Origin of the sequence: Aeromonas finlandensis (genome assembly GCF_000764645.1) — a bacterium.
In the GTDB taxonomy this organism is placed as follows: Bacteria; Pseudomonadota; Gammaproteobacteria; order Enterobacterales; family Aeromonadaceae; genus Aeromonas; species Aeromonas finlandensis.
In genome coordinates, this window is sequence record NZ_JRGK01000024.1 from 1 (window position 1) to 19,755 (window position 19,755).

General features: G+C 60.1%; 17 protein-coding genes. 8 read left to right on the plus strand and 9 right to left on the minus strand.

Annotation, left to right across the window (positions count from 1 at the left end; genetic code table 11):
• Positions 1-217 precede the first annotated feature (217 nt).
• Positions 218-1,660, plus strand: coding sequence for a TrkH family potassium uptake protein (locus LD28_RS0102055; RefSeq protein WP_033135366.1), 1,443 nt, complete (start codon positions 218-220; stop codon positions 1,658-1,660).
• Between the two features lie 506 nt (positions 1,661-2,166).
• Here the strand turns inward: LD28_RS0102055 and typA are convergent.
• A complete protein-coding gene (typA, locus tag LD28_RS0102060) occupies positions 2,167-3,978 on the minus strand; it encodes a translational GTPase TypA (protein ID WP_033135367.1) in 1,812 nt (603 codons plus the stop codon).
• Between the two features lie 352 nt (positions 3,979-4,330).
• On the opposite strand from typA, the gene glnA reads away from it, so the two are divergent.
• From glnA to LD28_RS0102090, 6 genes are all read left to right on the plus strand, one after another.
• Complete coding sequence (glnA, locus tag LD28_RS0102065; protein WP_033135368.1) at positions 4,331-5,740, plus strand: glutamate--ammonia ligase; 1,410 nt, start codon at positions 4,331-4,333, stop codon at positions 5,738-5,740.
• A 115-nt stretch (positions 5,741-5,855) separates the two neighbouring features.
• On the plus strand, positions 5,856-6,431 hold the full coding sequence (locus tag LD28_RS0102070) for a DUF4124 domain-containing protein (RefSeq protein ID WP_033135369.1): 576 nt from the start codon (positions 5,856-5,858) through the stop codon (positions 6,429-6,431).
• 86 nt (positions 6,432-6,517) lie between these two features.
• Positions 6,518-7,573, plus strand: a complete 1,056-nt coding sequence (gene glnL / locus LD28_RS0102075; RefSeq protein WP_033135370.1) for a nitrogen regulation protein NR(II) — start codon at positions 6,518-6,520, stop codon at positions 7,571-7,573.
• Positions 7,574-7,582: 9 nt separating this feature from the next.
• Entirely contained in the window at positions 7,583-9,001 is a 1,419-nt protein-coding gene (gene glnG, locus LD28_RS0102080; protein WP_033135371.1) for a nitrogen regulation protein NR(I), read from the plus strand.
• 141 nt (positions 9,002-9,142) lie between these two features.
• A complete protein-coding gene (add, locus tag LD28_RS0102085) occupies positions 9,143-10,144 on the plus strand; it encodes an adenosine deaminase (RefSeq protein WP_033135416.1) in 1,002 nt (333 codons plus the stop codon).
• A gap of 204 nt (positions 10,145-10,348) precedes the next feature.
• On the plus strand, positions 10,349-10,645 hold the full coding sequence (locus LD28_RS0102090) for a DUF4054 domain-containing protein (protein WP_050514239.1): 297 nt from the start codon (positions 10,349-10,351) through the stop codon (positions 10,643-10,645).
• A gap of 66 nt (positions 10,646-10,711) precedes the next feature.
• On the opposite strand, the gene rmuC is transcribed toward LD28_RS0102090, so the two are convergent.
• Both rmuC and LD28_RS0102100 read right to left on the minus strand, forming a co-directional pair.
• Entirely contained in the window at positions 10,712-12,052 is a 1,341-nt protein-coding gene (rmuC, locus tag LD28_RS0102095) for a DNA recombination protein RmuC (protein WP_050514240.1), read from the minus strand.
• Positions 12,049-12,264, minus strand: a complete 216-nt coding sequence (locus LD28_RS0102100) for a hypothetical protein (protein ID WP_033135372.1) — start codon at positions 12,262-12,264, stop codon at positions 12,049-12,051. The genes rmuC and LD28_RS0102100 overlap by 4 nt, the downstream gene beginning before the upstream one ends.
• A gap of 140 nt (positions 12,265-12,404) precedes the next feature.
• Between LD28_RS0102100 and LD28_RS0102105 the strand changes: the two genes are divergently transcribed.
• Positions 12,405-12,926, plus strand: a complete 522-nt coding sequence (locus LD28_RS0102105) for a ferredoxin-type protein NapF (RefSeq protein WP_033135373.1) — start codon at positions 12,405-12,407, stop codon at positions 12,924-12,926.
• A 56-nt stretch (positions 12,927-12,982) separates the two neighbouring features.
• Here the strand turns inward: LD28_RS0102105 and LD28_RS0102110 are convergent, their stop codons facing one another.
• From LD28_RS0102110 to aptA, 6 genes are all read right to left on the minus strand, one after another.
• Complete coding sequence (locus LD28_RS0102110) at positions 12,983-13,435, minus strand: Rrf2 family transcriptional regulator (RefSeq protein ID WP_033135374.1); 453 nt, start codon at positions 13,433-13,435, stop codon at positions 12,983-12,985.
• Between the two features lie 336 nt (positions 13,436-13,771).
• Positions 13,772-14,611, minus strand: coding sequence for a PfkB family carbohydrate kinase (locus LD28_RS0102115; protein ID WP_033135375.1), 840 nt, complete (start codon positions 14,609-14,611; stop codon positions 13,772-13,774).
• A gap of 106 nt (positions 14,612-14,717) precedes the next feature.
• Positions 14,718-15,689: a LysR substrate-binding domain-containing protein gene (locus LD28_RS0102120; RefSeq protein WP_033135376.1), complete on the minus strand. Its 972-nt coding sequence runs from the start codon at positions 15,687-15,689 to the stop codon at positions 14,718-14,720.
• 183 nt (positions 15,690-15,872) lie between these two features.
• Complete coding sequence (locus LD28_RS0102125; protein WP_033135377.1) at positions 15,873-16,601, minus strand: glutamine amidotransferase-related protein; 729 nt, start codon at positions 16,599-16,601, stop codon at positions 15,873-15,875.
• 83 nt (positions 16,602-16,684) lie between these two features.
• A complete protein-coding gene (locus LD28_RS0102130) occupies positions 16,685-18,181 on the minus strand; it encodes a CoA-acylating methylmalonate-semialdehyde dehydrogenase (protein WP_033135378.1) in 1,497 nt (498 codons plus the stop codon).
• A gap of 92 nt (positions 18,182-18,273) precedes the next feature.
• A complete protein-coding gene (aptA, locus tag LD28_RS0102135) occupies positions 18,274-19,605 on the minus strand; it encodes an omega-aminotransferase AptA (protein WP_033135379.1) in 1,332 nt (443 codons plus the stop codon).
• Positions 19,606-19,755 lie beyond the last annotated feature (150 nt).

Sequence of the window (19,755 nt, forward strand, 5' to 3'; positions counted from 1 at the left end):
GCTGATCGCCCATAATCGCACCAAGATCCAGCAAGATGACCACGTGGTAATGTTCCTGGTGGACAAGAAGTACATCCCGGAAGTGGAGCGGCTGTTCCAGCCAAGCCCCTTCTTCCTGTAACGTCTCCATGTGCACAGGCTGTCAAACCAGACCCGGCTCAGCTCCCCCAAGGGGATGGTCCGGGTCTTTTGTTAATCAACGACCAGGTTATCGAACATGATCAAGCTGCGTCCCATCATCTTTACGCTCGGGCTGGTGCTCTCCAAACTGGCGCTCTTCATGTGGCTGCCGACCCTGCTGGCGCTACTGACCGGCTCCGAGGGGTTCGTCGAGTTTCTTAAATCGGTGCTCATTACCCACGGTGCCGCCCTGCTCTGCCTCCATTACGGACGCAAGGCGGAGTTTCATCTGGGGGTGCGGGAGATGTTCCTGCTCACCACCTCGGTCTGGGTGGTGGCCTGCATTTTCGGCGCCCTGCCCTTTGTCTTCATCACTCACATCAACTTCACTGACGCCTACTTCGAGACCATGTCGGGGGTGACCACCACCGGCTCCACCGTGCTCTCCGGCCTCGACAACATGGCCCACAGCATCCTGCTGTGGCGATCCATCCTGCAGTGGCTGGGCGGGGTTGGCTTTATCGTGATGGCAGTCGCCATACTGCCCTACCTCAACGTCGGCGGCATGAAGCTGTTCCAGACCGAGAGCTCAGACTGGTCAGACAAAAGCGCGCCACGGGCCAAGACGGTGGCCAACAACATAGTAGTGGTCTATCTGGTGCTCTCCATGCTCTGCTTCATGGCCTACTGGGCCAGCGGCATGAACATGTTCGAGGCGATCAACCACTCGATGACCACCCTCAGCACCGGCGGCTACTCCACCTCCGATCAATCCATGTCCCACTTCTCCAACTCGGCGCACTGGATTGGCACCCTGTTTATGTTCCTCGGTGGCCTGCCCTTCCTGCTCTATGTGCAGAGCCTCAACCACAGGGACAACAGCCTGTTCAAGGATGCCCAGGTACGCGGCTTCTTCTGGCTGGTGGTGTGGGTCACCGTCATCATGACCTTCTATCTGTGGGAGAGAGACCTGTTCGGCTTCTGGGATGCCCTGCGCATCAGCTGCTTCAACATCGTCTCGGTGCTCACCACCACCGGTTTCGGTCTCGGTGACTTCGGTACCTGGGGGCCGCTCGCCAGCATCACCTTCATCGTGCTGCTGGCGCTGGGGGCCTGCTCCGGCTCCACCGCTGGCGGTCTGAAGATCTTCCGGGTACAGGTGGCCTTCGCCCTGTTCAGAAAGCAGATGCGCCAGCTGATGCACCCCTCCGCCGTCTTCCCCCAGAAGTACAATGGCCGGACGGTCAATGACGCCATCATCCGCTCGATGATCTCCTTCGTGCTGGCCTACTTCGCCATCATTCTGGTGATCGCGGCGCTACTGGCTGCCATCGGGCTCGACCCCCTCACCTCCATCTCCAGCTCCATCACCGCCGTCGCCAACGTCGGTCCGGGCATGGGCCCGGTGGTGGGCCCCAGCACCAACTTTGCCAGCCTGCCGGAATCAGCCAAATGGCTGCTGTCGTTCGGCATGCTGCTGGGTCGGCTGGAGATCCTGACGGTCGCCGTACTTTTCTTCCCCTCCTTCTGGCGCCAGTAACGCACAAGTAGCGACGCTCTCCGCCGGTTGATAACAACCGGTGGAGGGCGTTGTTTTTATGCTTCCGGATCGGGCACTCCCGGTAATGACGCCGGATGAAGCACAAATGGCTTCATAGAGCCCGCTTGCGATGACATAAGATAAAATTGGGCCATTAACCAAAAACCCATAAATTAAATTTATACCGATCGATTTAGCTCATCCATGAGCCTCCGCCCCTGCCAGCACGCCCTGCACGACCATCTTCCGATCCACAGGGCAACCTTCAGATAACACACCGACGTGACGAGCCAGCGACAGAACCATGGCTGATGCCCATTCATAGCCTGCCACGCTCGGCCAGCCCGCTCATTCGCCAGCAAGGCGTAACCGCTCAGCCCTGTAGGTACCGCTCCCCGAGGCCATTTGCCGAAGATAAAAAAACGGGCCCAAACCAGAGGTTTGGGCCCGTTTATCCGTGAACCGTCAGTTGCCACGAGGGCATCTGAGCGACTCAGCGCATGGAATTAACCACGGCCAGAGCGCTTGCGGTCCATCTCGGTCAGCAATTTCTTGCGGATACGGATGTTCTTCGGAGTCACTTCTACCAGTTCGTCGTTGTCGATGAACTCGAGAGCCTGTTCCAGAGTCATGCGGATCGGCGGAGTCAGCACTTGAGCTTCGTCGGTACCGGAGGCACGCATGTTGGTCAGCTGTTTGCCCTTCAGGCAGTTAACAGTCAGGTCGTTGGAACGGGAGTGAATACCGATCACCTGGCCTTCGTACACTTCGGTCGCGTGACCGATGAACAGACGACCGCGGTCTTGCAGACCGAACAGGGCGTAGGTCAGGGCCTTACCGGTTGCATTGGAGATCAGCACGCCGTTCTGGCGCTCACCGATGCTGCCACCCTTGTGCGGACCGTAATGGTCGAAGGTGTGGTAGAGCAGACCTGTACCGGAGGTCATAGTCATGAACTCGGTCTGGAAGCCGATCAGGCCACGGCTCGGGATCATGAAGTCAAGACGGACACGACCCTTGCCATCCGGCGTCATGTTGGTCATTTCGCCTTTACGCAGACCCAGCTGCTCCATCACGGAACCCTGGTGCGCTTCTTCAACGTCCACGGTTACGGTTTCGAACGGTTCTTGCAGAACGCCGTCAACGGTACGCAGGATTACTTCCGGACGAGACACAGCCAGTTCGTAACCTTCGCGACGCATGTTTTCGATCAGGATGGAGAGGTGCAGCTCACCACGACCGGATACACGGAACTTGTCCGGATCATCAGTCTCTTCCACGCGCAGGGCCACGTTGTGGACCAGCTCCTGGTTCAGACGCTCCAGAATGTTACGGGAGGTCACGAACTTGCCCTCTTTACCGGCGAACGGTGAGGTGTTGACCTGGAAGGTCATGTTCACGGTCGGCTCGTCAACGGAGAGCGGCGGCAGGGCTTCAACAGCACCGTTGTCACAGATGGTGTCGGAGATTTTCAGCTCGCCCAGACCGGTGATGGCGATGATGTCACCCGCTTGCGCGTCGGTAACTTCGGTACGGGACAGACCCAGGTAACCCAGCACCTGGCCGACTTTACCGTTACGGGTCTTGCCGTCAGCACCAACTACAGTGACTTGCTGGTTGGTCTTGACGCGACCACGGGTGATACGGCCGATACCGATAACGCCGACGTAGGAGTTGTAGTCCAGCTGGGAGATCTGCATCTGGAAACCACCGTCGGCATCCGCCGCCGGGGCTTCTACGTTGTCAACGATAGCCTGGAACAGCGGCTCCATGTTCTCGGACTCAACGTCCTGATCCATGGTGGCCCAACCGTTCAGTGCAGAGGCGTAAACAACTTTGAAATCCAGCTGTTCGTCAGTCGCGCCCAGGTTGTCGAACAGGTCGAATACCTGATCCATTACCCAGTCAGGACGAGCACCCGGACGGTCGATCTTGTTGATGACCACGATCGGCTTCAGACCCTGAGCGAACGCTTTCTGGGTCACGAAACGGGTTTGCGGCATCGGGCCATCTACGGCGTCAACCAGCAGCAGCACGGAGTCAACCATGGAGAGTACGCGCTCAACTTCACCACCGAAGTCGGCGTGACCCGGGGTATCAACGATGTTGATGCGGTAGTCGTTCCAGCGGATCGCAGTGTTCTTGGCGAGAATGGTGATGCCACGTTCCCGTTCCAGATCATTGGAGTCCATGATCCGTTCCTGACCTTCGCTGGTGCGATCCAGAGTACCGGATTGCTGCAGCAGCTTATCAACCAGAGTCGTTTTGCCGTGGTCAACGTGCGCAATAATCGCAATATTGCGTAAATTCTCTAACATTCTCGCCTCAAATCACCGGGTAAAATTGGGCGCTAATTGTACTCTCGCCTTTGTGATCTGCCTAGCAGAATTGCAGTACATTCGCGCACAACAACAGATCTGGATCATAGACCTCTCCGACAAACCCTGCTTAGATGGGCGGTGACCGTATTTCGCGCACCATTACAGTGCACCAAAACGATCCACAGTCGCACTAAATTGATGCAACACGAGTCGAGATCGCCTGATTTTGGGGAGCCTCTTCACCGGGATTGCCCTGAAATCAAGCTGTCACAAACTTGGCATGATACTGGCTTATGTGAATACGACGACGCATTCACCCAGAGAGTTTTAACACCGGAGGTTACTTAGCATGTCTGCCCAGAACGTTTTGGCCCTGATCCAGGAACACGAAGTCAAGTTTGTTGATCTGCGCTTTACCGACACCAAGGGTAAAGAGCAGCATGTATCCATCCCTGCTCACCAGGTTGATGAAGATTTCTTCGAAGACGGCAAGATGTTCGATGGTTCCTCCATCGGCGGCTGGAAAGGCATCAACGAATCCGACATGGTACTGATGCCGGACGCAGCCTCCGCCAAACTGGACCCGTTCACCGAAGAGACCACTCTGAACATCGTTTGTGACGTGCTGGAGCCTGCCACCATGCAGGGCTACGACCGCGATCCGCGCTCCATCGCCAAGCGTGCAGAAGATTTCCTGAAGTCCAGCGGCATCGCTGACACCGTGCTGTTCGGGCCGGAGCCGGAATTCTTCATGTTTGACAACATCACTTTCTCCAACACCATGGGCCACAGCTTCGTGAAAATCGAATCTGAAGAAGCCGCATGGAACTCTGGCACTGCCTATGAGCATGGCAACAAGGGTCACCGTCCGTTCGTGAAAGGCGGTTACTTCCCGGTTGCGCCGGTCGACTCCTCCCAGGATATCCGCGCCGCCATGTGTCTGGTGCTGGAAGAGATGGGCCAGGTCGTTGAAGCTCACCACCACGAAGTGGCCACTGCCGGTCAGAACGAGATCGCCACCCGCTTCAACACTCTTACGCTGAAGGCGGACGAAGTGCAGGTGCTGAAGTACGTGATCCACAACGTGGCCCACGCCTACAACAAGACCGTCACCTTCATGCCGAAACCCATGTTCGGTGACAACGGCTCCGGCATGCACTGCCACCAGTCTCTGGCCAAGAACGGCGTCAACCTGTTCGCTGGCGACCTGTACGGCGGCCTGTCCGAGATGGCTCTGCACTACATCGGCGGTATCATCAAGCACGCCAAGGCCATCAACGCCTTCGCCAACCCGACCACCAACTCCTACAAGCGTCTGGTCCCGGGTTATGAAGCACCGGTCATGCTGGCTTACTCTGCCCGCAACCGCTCTGCCTCCATCCGTATTCCGGTGGTACCGAGCCCGAAAGCCCGTCGTATCGAAGTACGCTTCCCGGATCCGGCAGCCAACCCGTACCTGGCCTTCGCAGCCCAGCTGATGGCCGGTCTGGACGGTATCATCAACAAGATCCATCCGGGCGACGCCATGGACAAGAACTTGTATGACCTGCCGCCGGAAGAAGCCGCAGAAGTGCCGACCGTTGCCGGTTCTCTGGACGAAGCGCTGTCCGCACTGGATGCAGACCGCGAGTTCCTGACTCGTGGTGGCGTGTTCAGCGATGACTTCATCAACTCCTATCTGGAACTGAAACAGCAGGATGTTGACCGTGTGCGCATGACCCCGCACCCGCTGGAGTTCGAACTGTACTACTCCGTCTAAGTCGGAACAGACTGCCCGTTTCAATCCGGTCAGCTTGCTTAATCGTGACAAAACCCGCCATCTGGCGGGTTTTTTCTCTGATAGGATTAAGCAAGATACCGTCAAGGAGAGATGGATGAACAACAAGCATGGCATAGGGGTGCTCACCCTCCTGTTGCTGACCTCATTCAGTGCCGATGCGGCCAAGGTTTACTCCTGGGTCGATGGCAATGGCGTCACCCACTACACGGATGCACCACCTCCGGGCAAGAAGGCCAGGGAGGTCGATCTGCGGGTCGCACCGCTCATCAGCGGCTCACCCAACTCGGTACAGGTCGATAACTTCAACAGCCTGACCGGTGTCGACGCCAACAAGAAGAAAGAAGCCGCCAAACTGGTGATCGAACTACTCTCCCCGGAACAGGGCAGCACCTTGCGCGATAACACCGGCAACATCGTCTTTCAGGGCCAGATCAGCCCCAAACCGCCAAGCCAGTATGATGTGCGCCTGACTCTGGATGGCAAAGCCGCCCCCATCGTCAGCAACAGTCTGTCGATCCGCGTCGAAAACGTCGATCGCGGTGCCCATGAGGCCCAGCTCGAGCTGCTCGCCAAAGACGGTACGATCCTTGCTAAATCTAGTGCAGTCACCTTTTACCTGCATAGAGCGAGCGTGACGCCGCCTCCCAAACCCACCCCCAAAGCGGACTAGGGGTGATATAGCGCACCGATGCGGGTAAACTCCATGCACCATATCGGTGCATAACAGGTGTGTAGCACCGTTTTAGGGAGAAACCTGTGCCAACCCGCTCGGACAACGCCAAAACACTCTTGGATAATTTGCTGACCGCCGTGATCCTGATGGATGAGCGGCTCTGCATCCAATTCGTCAACCCGGCGGCTGAACAGCTGCTCTCCCTCAGTGAGCGGCGGCTGATCGGTATCGAACTGCCCCATTTGCTGGAGCATATCTCCCTCGACCTGCAACGACTGAAACAGTGCCTCATTTCAGGGCAGGGCTTTACCGACAGCGAAGTGACCCTGGTGGTGGAAGGAGAACCGCGACTGGTGGAACTGAGCGCCACCCCCATGGCCGACCACGAACAGCGTCTGCTGGTCGTGGAGCTGCGCAAGATCGACCAGCAGAAGAAGATCAGCCAGGAGCAGCAACAACATGCCCAGCAGCTGGCCGCCAAGGAGCTGGTGCGCGGGCTGGCCCACGAGATCAAGAACCCCCTCGGTGGCCTGCGCGGCGCGGCCCAACTGCTGCAAAAAGAGCTGCCAGACCCGGCCCTGCGCGAATATACCGGCATCATCATCGAACAGGCCGACCGGCTGCGGGTACTGGTCGATCGGCTGCTCGGCCCCCAGCGCCCAGGCCGCCACCAGATGCACAATGTCCATTCGGTGCTGGAGCAGGTACGCCGCTTGGTGGAGCTGGAGCTGCCGCCCTCTGTTCGCATCGAGCGAGATTACGACCCCAGCATCCCCGAATTCGAGATGGAGCCGGATCAGCTGCAGCAGGCGTTTCTCAACATAGTGCGCAACGCGGCCGAAGCGCTAGGCGATCAGACCGGGCTTATCCGCATCAAGACCCGCACCGCCTTCCAGATCACCATCCACGGCCAGCGCTATCGGCTGGCGGCGGAGATCAAGATCATCGACAACGGCCCCGGTATTCCGGACGCCATCCGCGACACCCTGTTCTATCCCATGATCACTGGCAAAGAGGGCGGCACCGGGCTTGGCCTCTCCATCGCCCAGAACCTGATCGACCAGCACAAGGGGAAAATCGACTGCATCAGCTGGCCGGGCCACACCGAATTCACCATTTTTCTACCGCTTCGCAAGTAAGGGAACACCATGACAGCCAAAGTGTGGATCGTCGACGATGACAGCTCTATCCGCTGGGTGCTGGAGCGCACCCTCGGCAGCGAAGGCTTCAACTGCGAAAGCTTTGCCGATGGCGAAGCGCTGCTGCACGCCCTTGAGCTGCGCTCGCCCGATGTCATCCTCTCCGATATCCGGATGCCGGGCATCGACGGCCTGAGCCTGCTGGAGCAGATCCACCGCCGTCAGGCCGATCTGCCCATCATCATCATGACCGCCCACTCGGATCTCGACAGCGCGGTCAACGCCTACCAGCGCGGCGCCTTCGAGTACCTGCCCAAACCGTTCGACATCGACGAAGCAGTGACCCTGGTGCGCCGCGCCGAGAATCACCTCAAGGAGCAGCGCACCAAGCGGAAGTCTCGCCAGCAAGAAGCCACCGCTACGCCGGAGATCATCGGTGAGGCGCCGGCGATGCAGGAGGTGTTTCGCGCCATCGGTCGCCTGTCGCGCTCCAGCATCTCGGTGCTGATCAATGGTCAAAGCGGCACCGGCAAGGAGCTGGTCGCCCATGCCCTGCACAAGCACAGCCCGCGTGCCCACAAAAACTTCATCGCCCTCAACATGGCGGCTATCCCGAAAGATCTCATCGAATCGGAGCTGTTCGGGCACGAAAAGGGGGCCTTCACCGGCGCCAACAACATCCGTCACGGCCGCTTCGAGCAAGCCGATGGCGGCACTCTGTTTCTCGACGAGATCGGCGACATGCCGCTGGATGTACAAACCCGGCTGCTGCGGGTCTTGGCCGATGGCCAGTTCTACCGAGTCGGCGGCCACCAGCCGGTACAGGTAGATGTGCGGATCATCGCCGCCACCCACCAGAATCTGGAGAAACGAGTGGCCGATGGCGAGTTTCGCGAGGATCTGTTTCACCGCCTCAACGTCATTCGCATCCACATCCCCGCTCTCAAGGAGCGCCGTGAGGATATTCCCCAGCTGGCCCGTCACTTCCTGTTGCGCGCCGCCAAAGAGCTGAATGTGGAGGCCAAGAGCCTGCACCCGGATACCCAGACCTATATCAGCCGCCTGCCCTGGCCGGGTAACGTGCGCCAGCTGGAGAACGTCTGCCGCTGGCTCACCGTGATGGCCTCCGGGCAGGAGGTGCTGGTGAGCGATCTTCCCCCCGAGTTGCTTACCCCCATCACCCACAACGCCGAGCCCGGTCAACCGGCGTTGCCCGGTTGCTGGCAGCAACAGTTGCAGGAGTGGGTGGCCAGCAAGCTGGCGCTGGGAGAGACAGACATCCTGGCCGATGCCATGCCCCAGTTCGAACGGATCATGCTGGAGACGGCGCTGGAGCACACCCACGGCCACAAGCAGGAGGCGGCGCGCCTGCTTGGCTGGGGTCGCAACACCCTGACCCGCAAGCTGAAGGAACTCGATCTCTCCTGAGTCCCGGGGAAAAACGATTCCCATCACGCCTTGATAAATCACCGACCAATAAGACCCCGTTTGCCAGCAAACGGGGTATCTTTTTTGAAAGCCCCGCCTAGAATGGCAGGCTTTCAAACCCGACTCGAAGAAGGCGCCATCATGATTGACAGATCTCTCCCCCTGACCGACCTGCACCGCCATCTGGACGGCAACATCCGTCCGCAGACCATCCTCGAGCTGGGTCGCCAACACAATATTCAGCTGCCCGCCTTCGAGCTGGAGGCGCTGCGCCCCCACGTACAGATCGTCGAGAACGAGCCAAGTCTGGTCGCCTTCCTGAAGAAGCTGGACTGGGGTGTTGCCGTGCTGGCCGACTACGACGCCTGCCGCCGGGTTGCCTACGAGAACGTAGAAGACCTGCTGCGCGCCGGTATCGACTATGCAGAGCTGCGCTTCAGCCCGGCCTATATGGCGATGGCCCATAAGCTGCACCCGCAGGGTGTGGTGGAAGCCATCATCGACGGCGTGGCCGCGGGCAGCCGTGACTTCGGCATCAAGGCCAACCTGATCGGCATCATGAGTCGCACCTTCGGCACCGAGCAGTGCAATCAGGAGCTGGCCGCCTGTCTGGCCCATCGCGACAAGCTGGTCGCCATCGATCTGGCCGGTGACGAGCTGGGCTTCCCGGGGGAACTCTTTGTCGACCACTTCCGCAAGGTGCGCGATGCAGGCATGCGCGTCACCGTGCACGCCGGTGAGGCGGCTGGCCCCGAGAGCATGTGGCAGGCCATTCGCGAGCTGGGTGCCGAGCGTATCGGCCACGGTGTCAAAGCGATTCAGGATCCGGCCCTGATGGCCTATCTGGCCGAGCACCGCATCGGCATCGAATCCTGCCTCACCTCCAACGTCCAGACCACTACGGTGGCGAGTCTGACCGAGCACCCGATCCGCCAGTTCCTGGCTGCCGGTGTATTAGCCTGCCTCAACACCGACGATCCGGCGGTGGAAGGCATCGACCTGCCCCACGAATATGAGGTGGCTGCCCCGGCCGCTGGCATGACGACGAGCGAGATCCGCACTGCCCAGCAAAACGGCCTGACCCTGGCCTTCCTGAGCGATAGCGAGAAAGCCGAACTGAGCGCCCGCGCCGCCAGCCGCTGATTAACACCGGCAGTGCAAATAACAACGGCCCACTTCGGTGGGCCGTTTTTATTTGCCTGTTACATGGTCAGACATAAAACCAAAAGCCTCACATGACGAATTCGTCAATGAAAAACCATTATAAACAATGAGTTGAGCAACACTCCAAACACCCTCATTCTAATTACGTAACCGTGAGGTTACTTCTTACAAAGAGGGTTTTTGATGGATATTACACCAGATATTGTTGGGCACTTCCGCGCTTCGTTTTTCGGTCAATTCGGTAAGGAAGACGCATACCCTACCGAGAAAGTTATCTTCGCCTTGCAAGAAGCGAGCTATGAGACAGGGGGTAGCCGTTGGGGGGAATATGGATCGCAGACATTAAAACAACGAGGGATGTTTTATCTCGCAGCTCATATATTGGCTCAACCAACCAGTGCAGACCTAAAAACAACCAGCTTTGGCCAGCAATACCAAAAACTCAGAAGACGAGTGGGAATGGGAGCCATCGCCTGTTAACAAAGTTAAATGGCAAAAGGCCCAAACTGGGTTTGGGCCTTTTGCTGATGGCGATACAGGGGAAAACTACTCCCGCTCCTTGTCACGCTCCAGCGCCCGCTCAACCAGCGGCTCGGGCAGGCTCTTGGTCACCTCCACCCCCAGCTCGCGGAAACGCTCGACCTGCGCAATCAGGTTGCCACGGCCGTTGACCAGCCGTCCCATCGCCTTGTCGTAGCTCTCCTGCGCCTTGTGCAGGCTGCCGCCCATCTGCTGCATCTCCTCGACAAACAGCCGCAGCTTTTCGTAGAGACGACCGGCCCGTTCGGCAATCTGGCGGGCATTCTGGTTCTGCCGCTCGTAGCGCCACAGGTTTTCGATGGTGCGCAGCGCCACCATCAGATTGGTGGGGCTCACCAGCAGGATGTTGTTGTCGAGACCGTAACGCACCAGCGAGGGATCAGCCTCCATCGCGGTAAGGAAGGCGGGCTCCACCGCCACGAACATCAGCACATAGTCGAGGGTACGCACCCCGGGCAACTGCTGGTAATCCTTGCGACCCAGCTCGCGGATATGGTTGCGCACCGAGGCGACGTGCTCCTTGAGTGCAACAGACTTCTCCAGCTCGTCATCGGCGTTGTACCAGCGCTCGTAGGCAGTCAGCGACACCTTGGCGTCGATGATGATGTCTTTCTCTTGCGGCAGGCGGACGATGACGTCAGGTTGGTAACGCTTGCCCTTCTCCACCTCGATATTGACCTGGGTGTGGTACTCGTGACCCTCGCGCAGACCGCACTCGCTGAGGATCCGCGCCAGCACCACTTCCCCCCAGTTGCCCTGCTGCTTGCTGTCGCCCTTGAGGGCTCTGGTCAGTGCCGCAGCCTCTTCGGTCATGCGGGCATTGAGCTCGGCGAGGCGCTCCAGCTCAAACTTGAGACTGTGGCGCTGGGCCGTCTCCTGCGCATAAGTCTCCCCTACCTGACGGCGGAAGCCCTCCAGCTGCTCCTTGAGCGGAGTGAGCAGCAGATCGAGGCTGTTCTGGTTCAATTCGCGGAAGTTGCCGGAGTTTTGCTCGAAGATTCGGTTGGCAAGGTTCTCGAACTGCTGACTGAGGCGCTGCTCCGCCTCCTGTTGCAGTTGCAGCTTCTCGGCGGCGGCCAACCGTTCGCTGCGCAGGGTTGCTTCCGCATCCTTGAGACGGGCGGTGAGCTTGATGAGCAGGGTCTGCTGCTGATCCAGCTTCTGCTGCCCCTGTTGCCGCTCATCCTGCAACTCGTCAAAACGCTCCTGCAGAGCCTGATAACGCTCCTGTGCCAGCAGCAGCTCCTGAGTCTGCGCCGTGCTGCTGCGCCGGCCAATAAGCCAGCCTGTTCCGAGTGCCAGCAGGGCGACTGGCAGCAGGATGACCCAGAGCCCGGGCTCGATCATTTACGGCTCCGCTGACGCAAGAAGAGCTCGAGATAGCGGTTAACCAGCAGCCAGAGCAGCACGTAGATAAGGTAGGCGGCCAGCACCACCCACTTGTGGGTGTTGACGCCGGTATCGAGCTCGGCGAACTCGATACCCTTGATGCGGCAGTAGCCCCACATCAGCAGGGGGAAGATATAGAGCAGGGAAGCACGCCAGAGAAATAGCCACATATGTTTTCATTCAACCACGTAAAAAGACTCGCCTAGCTTACACAAGGGCAACTGCGCTTGCGATCCTGACGGCCGCTATTCTCTGGCCTGCTTCCCGAAACTTCGATAAAATTAACCCCTAATAGGTATCAGGGGCGAGCATGACTCACTATTTCCTCCGTTGGCTGACACAAGGTTGGCAAGCTTCCCGCAAGCCCGCCGTGGTTTGCCATGAAGCGCGCCCGCCGTGGGCCATCGAGGAGTCCCAGTACCTCTCCCTCTGCACCCGCTGTGGCGAGTGCTTCAAAGCCTGCCCGCGCGGTCTGCTCAAACCAGCCACCCAGGAAGAGTACGAGGGGAGCCCCATCGCCGGTACGCCGGTGCTCGATCTCGCCTGCGGCCAGTGCAGCTACTGCGGCAGCTGCGCCAGAGCCTGTCCCACCGGCGCCCTCGACCTGCAACTGGGGCGTCAGGTGCAGACCCGGGTCCAGATCGAGGAGAGCTGTCAGGCACGGCAGGGCTTCTACTGCCTGCTCTGTGAAGATGCCTGCCCCCAGCAGGCGATCAAGGCCAGCGCTGACAGCATCAACGTCAATATGGATGCCTGCAATGGCTGCGGCGCCTGCGGCCTCGCCTGCCTGCACGGCGCCATCACCCTGATCCGCCAGCCGGGCAGTCGCTGACAAGCAAAAGGGGCCAGCAGGCCCCTTTCATATCTGGTTCGTTATTGTGCGCCCCGTCAGGCCATGGTCACGATGGACTCTTGCTCGATACCCAGCAGGTGGCAGAGACGGTTCGGATCACGCACCGCATCGGCCAGGGTGTACTCGCCCAGCACTTCAAGGAAGGCGTTCATGGCACGGCGCAGAATGCCCTGAATGCGGCAGCCACCGGAGAGACGGCAGTTCTCCCGCTTACAGTCGACCGGACAGAGCACATGCTCCATGTCCATCACCACATCGCGCAGATTGATGGAGACCGCTGAGCGACCGAGTCGGATGCCACCGTGCTTGCCACGCACCGTCTCGATGTACCCCTTGATGCCAAGCTGGTGCACTATCTTGACCACATGGTTGCGAGAGATGCCGAAGGTATCGGCCACTTCGGTAATGGTCGACAGGCGATCCCCCGGCTGAACCGCCAGGAAGGTCAGGGTACGCAGGGCGTAGTCGGTAAATCGTGTCAGTTGCATGGTCGCACTTGCCTCTTACTACAAGCCAGAAATCAGGGGGACAACATTGAGCTAAGAGGCAGGAGACAACCGGTTCACCTCTGCTTGCCTGCCAGAGGGGGCCTGTCTCTTAATCTGAGTTGCGGAGTGACAGGTTAAGAGCAGCACAACCGGGTGTCGATGAAGATGCACATAAATCGACACTTTCTTTGATTGATCGCAAACTTGCCGGGTTACCCCGGCGTTTACCCGCATTATTGCGGGTAAATCTCCCGAACCGTCCCCCTCGCCAAGCCCCCTCTACGAGTTGCTGCATGGTCCGCGATCCGACCCTCAATCGCCCATCAGAGAGGTGGCTCAGTGGGGCTGTTTCAGCCAGTTTTTCAGGGCAACCGAGGGGATGGAGCTCTCGGAGGCGACGGCAAACGCGCCCCAGTCCACCGCGCACTGCAGCGCATCCTTGATTGCCATGCCTCGCGCCAGACCATGGATCAATCCGCCAGCGAAAGCATCTCCCGCCCCCGTGGTATCGACCACCGAGACGGGCCGGGCGGCGACCCGGATCTGCTCCTCACCGTGGATGGCCACCGCCCCCGCCTTGCCCTCGGTCAGCACCAGCCATTCGAGCTGATCCCCCGCCAGCTGACGGGCATGTTGCCAGGGGTCGCTCACTTCTCCGAGATCGGAGCGGGAGGCCACCAGCACATGGCAGGGACGGCGGGCCTGCCCCCCTTTGGGATACTGGGCCACCACGAAGCTCTTGCCGAGCATCTGGCGCATGTAGCTGATGATGGCGGTGCCGGGATAGTTAACATAGAGGCAATCCACCCCCTCCAGCGGCAAATCGCCCGGCACATCCGGGCGCCGCGGCCGACGCAGTATGGTGCGCTCCCCAGTGGAGTCCACCAAAATGAGCAGTTCACCGGTCTCGCCACCAAAGCGTTCCACATGGCTGCAATCCAGCCCGTAACCAGCCGCCTGCTCCAGCAACCAGTCGCCGGTCTCGTCCAGCCCGATACGGGAGGCGATGGTCACCTCGTGACCCGCCCACACCAGCCCGATGCCGGTATTGGCCGCGCCACCTCCCAACCTGCGCCCCTGATCCACATATTGCAGCCGGGCCCCCGCCACCAGCGGTTCGGAGAGGGAGAGCACGTGATCACAGTTGAGATTGGCAAGCAGCAAAATGCGGGACATAGAGACCTCGGACGATGGAGATAGCCCAAAAGAGACAGGCTGAACCCCGAGTAGAGCCCAGCCTGACAGAAGAGACAACCGGCAGCGATCGGGAATCCGATCGGGATCAATAGATGGGCAGCTCTACCCCGGCCAGCAGCTCGTCGATGCGAGCCTGAGTCGGCTGCTGCATCACGCTCTGGATCACCTCCTTGGTGAGGTGAGGTGAGAATGAGCTGATGAAGTCATACATGTAGTTCTGCAGCAGGATGCTCTTGCTGAAGCAGATCTGCGCCGGGCAGGGCTTGAACAGGTGCTCCAGATTGATGGAGACCAGCCCAGGGGCATCTGTGTCATTGGCGACCAGCGAGGAGATGATGCCGATGCCAAAGCCCAGCTCCACGTAGCGCTTGATCACCCCGGCATCCATCACCGTCATGTAGTAGCTCGGGGTGAGACCGGCGGCATGGAATACCTCGTCCTGTACCTGACGGCCGGTAGCCCCGCTCTCGTAGCTGAGGATCGGGTAGTGGCAGAGCTGCTCCAGGGTCGGCTTCTTCACCTTGGCCAGCGGGTGATCCTGCGGCACCACCAGCGAGAGGGTCCAGAGGTAGGCGGGCAGCGCGATCAGCTCCTTGTCGAAGCCAATCTCGTGGGCAACGATGGAGAAATCGGAGTAACCCTTGCTGATCTGCTCCTTGCTCGCCGACATCACCGGATGGAGGTGGAACGAGATCTTGGGGTACTTCTTGGTGAAGTAGGTGACCGACTTGGGCAGCAGATAGCGGGCGATGGTGTGGGTGGTGTGAATATTGAGGGTGCCCACGGTCGGGTCCAGATACTCGCGGGAGATCGCCTTGATCTTGCTCTCGATGTTGAGCATCGCCTCGGCACACTTGATGATCTCCTCCCCCACCGGCGTGATGCGGTGCAGGTGCTTGCCACGGCGCTCGAAGATCCGCACCCCCAGCTCGCTCTCCAGCAGGCCAATCTGTTTGCTGACCCCCGGCTGACTGGTGAAGAGCGCATCGGAAGCCACGGACACATTGAGGTTGTGGTCCCGGATCGCGATCAAATACTTCAATTGCTGTAGTTTCAAGGCGTCACACTCTCACACTGGTTTGGCTCAGACAGGTTTGGCTCAGGCCGGGACGGCAATCAAGCCAGACAAACAGGCCGCCACATGGGCGGCCAGTGTACCATCCGATCCCGACATCTCAGCGCTTGATCCTTCATTTTGCTACAAAATCTAGCATCCGAAGGGGTAGCTGACAAACCGGGCTCAGGCCGCGCCAGCCCGCAGCGGCAGGATCCCCAGAAACTGCAGCAGCCACTGCATCATGGTCGCCGAATCCACCTCCCCCTCCAGCGAGGAGAGGCTGCTCTGGTAGCGCTCGTCGGGCAACAGGCCACGGCGCCGCTCGATCAGCGCCCGGTTGTACTCCACCGAGAACTCCGGATGCCCCTGAATGGCGACTATGTGATCCCCCTGCAAAAACATGAAGTTGGGACAAAAATCATTGCCCGCCAGCCGGGTCGCCCCCGGCGGCAGCAGGGCAACCTGATCCTGATGGCTGGCCAGAATGCGGATATGATCCCGCGCCGGCGCCATCCAGGGGGCATCTTCCAGCATAGGATGCACCGACACCCCGAGACCCCACCCCTTGGTGGACTTCACCACCTCGCCACCCAGCGCCTGGGCGATCACCTGATGACCGAAGCAAACACCGGCCAGCTTGACGTCGGCATCGTGCGCCTGACGGATCCACGCCCGCAGCGCCTGAATCCAGGGGATGTCGCTATAGGCATCATGGCGCGAACCGGTGATGAGCCAGGCATCACACTCATGCAGATCCTCCGGCAGCTCACCATCGAGAGCCGACCAGACCCGAAATTCCAGTTCGGGGGCCAGGGCCGCGAAGCCCCTGATAAACATCTCGGAGTAGACGGGGCCAAAACGATCCGCCAGATCGGGATCCAGCCGGTCACAATCGAGAATTCCCAATCGCATCTGTTGTTCCTTTACAGAGTTCGCCCCCGCCAATCAACGACCGGCGGGGGCAAGAGGTTAGACCATGAACACGCGCCAGCGCGTCACTTCATGGTCGGCATGGAGAACTCGGCACCACTGCGCAGGCTCTGGGGCCAGCGCGCCGTCACCGTCTTCATCCGGGTATAAAAGCGAACCCCGTCCGGCCCGTGCATGTTGAGCGGCCCGAAGATGGAGCGCTTCCAGCCGCCAAAGCTATGAAACGCCATCGGCACCGGAATGGGAACGTTCACCCCTACCATACCGACCTGCACCCGCGCCGTGAAGTCCCGCGCGGTGTCGCCGTCACAGGTAAAGATGGCGGTGCCGTTACCGTACTCGTGTTCGTTGATGAGGCGCAGCGCCGTCTCGTAGTCCGGCACCCGTACGATGGAGAGCACAGGGCCGAAGATCTCCTCGCGGTAGATGCGCATCTCGGGGGTCACCTCGTCAAACAGGCAGCCACCGATAAAGTAACCCTCGTCGTGGCTCAGCGAGCGACCATCAACCCGCAGCGCAGCCCCCTCGGCCACCCCCTGATCCACATAACCGCGCACCTTGGCCAGATGTTCCTTGCTGATGAGCGGCCCCATCTCGTTCTCCGGGCTCTGGCCCAGCCCCGGGCCAACCCGCAGTTTTTCCACCAGCGGCGTCAGCTTGGCCACCAGCGCATCGGCGGTCTCGTCACCCACCACCACGGCCACCGAAATGGCCATGCAGCGCTCGCCCGCAGCACCATAAGCGGCCCCCATCAGGGCAGAGACCGCCTGATCGAGATCCGCATCCGGCATCACCACCATATGGTTCTTGGCGCCGCCCAACGCCTGCACCCGCTTGCCGTGGGCAGAGGCGGTGGCATAGATGTACTGGGCGATAGGGGTGGAGCCGACAAACGACACGGCCCCCACTCGCGGATCGGTCAGCAGCACATCCACCACCTCCTTGTCACCGTTCACCACGTTGAGCACGCCGTCCGGCAGACCGGCCTCCTTGAGCAGCTCGGCCATCCGCAACGAGAGGGAGGGATCCTTCTCGGAGGGCTTGAGAATGAAGGTGTTGCCGCAGGCGATAGCAACCGGGAACATCCAGAGCGGCACCATGGCCGGGAAGTTGAACGGGGTGATACCGGCACAGACCCCCACCGGCTGCATCATGGAGTAGCTGTCTACCCCACGGCCGACGTTGAGGGAGTGCTCCCCCTTGAGCAGATGGGGAATGCCGCAGGCAAACTCCACCACCTCCAGCCCGCGGGTCAACTCACCCTGCGCATCGGAGAAGACCTTGCCGTGTTCGCGGCTGATGAGCTGGGCCAGCTCGTCCCTGTGCTGCTCCATCAACTCCTTGAAGCGGAAAAAGACCCGGGCCCGCACCAGCGGCGGGGTTTGCGACCACTCGGCAAAGGCGCGCTCGGCGATGGCGATCGCCTCCTGACACTCGGCGGCGCTCGACAGCCCCACGCTCCCCTGCTGCTTGCCGCAGGCGGGATTGAAGATGGCCCCTTGCCGCTCGCTGCGACTCTCCTGCAATTGGCCGTTGATGAAGTTGCTGACCCTGTATGTCATGTATCCTCCGTGATAACTGATGTCGTGGTGGCGCTGTGCTCGTCAAAACGAGGCAACGCAGGGCCCCGCCAAGGCGGGGCCGTCAAATGGGGTTAGGGTTGTGCCTGCAGGGCATCCTGCAGCAGGGTGAAGAGATCGTCGATCTGGCTGCGCTCGATGATGAGGGGTGGCGACAGGGCGATGATGTCGCCAGTGACGCGGACAAGCGCCCCCTTCTCGAAGCAGCGCACAAACACTTCATAAGCGCGCTTGCCCGGCGCATCCGGCATGGATTCCAGCTCGATGCCCGCCACCAGCCCGTAGTTGCGCACATCCTTCACATGCTTGCAGCCCTTCAGCGAATGGGCCGCCTCCTCCCAGTAGCCCGCCAGATCGGCGGCGCGGCTGAGCAGGTTCTCGTTGCGATAGATCTCGAGGGTCGCCAGACCCGCGGCCGCAGCCACCGGATGGCCGGAGTAGGTGTAGCCGTGGAACAGCTCGATGGCCCCCTTGCCTGCCGCCATCATGTCGTCATAGATATGCTTCTGCACCAGCACCGCCCCCATCGGGATAGCGCCGTTGGTGAGCCCCTTGGCGCAGGTGATCATGTCGGGGATGACATCGAACTCCTGGGCGGCAAAGGGGGAACCGAGGCGACCGAAACCGGTGATCACCTCGTCAAAAATCAGCAGGATGCCGTGCTTGGTACAGATCTCCCGCAGCCGCTTGAGGTAGCCTTTGGGCGGCATCAGCACGCCGGTACTGCCAGCGATGGGCTCGACGATCACCGCCGCGATATTGCTGGCATCGTGCAGAAAGACGATCTTCTCCAGCTCGTCGGCCAGCGCCACATCCTCCTCGGGCAGCCCTTTGGTGAAGGCATTTTTGGCGATGTTGAGGGTATGGGGCAGATGATCCACCCCGGTCAGCAGGGAGCCGAACCACTTGCGGTTGCCGGGAATGCCCCCTACCGAGATACCGCCAAAACCGACCCCGTGATAGCCACGCTCGCGGCCAATCAGCCGGGTGCGGGTGCCCTGACCGCGAGCCCGCTGCCAGGCCAGCGCGATTTTGAGCGCGGTATCGACCGACTCTGAGCCGGAGTTGGTATAGAAGACGTGGCCAAAGCCCTTGGGAGCGATCTCCACCAGTCGGTTGGCCAGCTCGAACGGCAGGGGGTGGCCCATCTGGAATGTGGGGGCAAAATCGAGGTGGGAAATCTGCTGGGAGACCGCCTCGGCAATCTCGCGCCGACCATGGCCCGCGTTGCAACACCAGAGTCCGGCGGTGCCATCCAGTATCTTGCGGCCATCCTCTGAGTGATAATACATCCCCTCTGCCGACTTCAGGATGCGCGGCGCCGCCTTGAACTGCTGGTTGGCGGTGAACGGCATCCAGAAGGCAGACATGTCGGAGGGCGTATTGATGTCGCTGATCGGTTTCATGGTCACCTCATCCTTAAGGTGTTTAGCAACTGGCGGCCAATGCCTATTAAATTAAACACCTGAATCCATAAAAAAGGGCCCGTTATCGCCCTGTCTGGTGCCACCCCTAGCTAGACGCATCAACAGGGTGGTATAAGATATTTAACACAA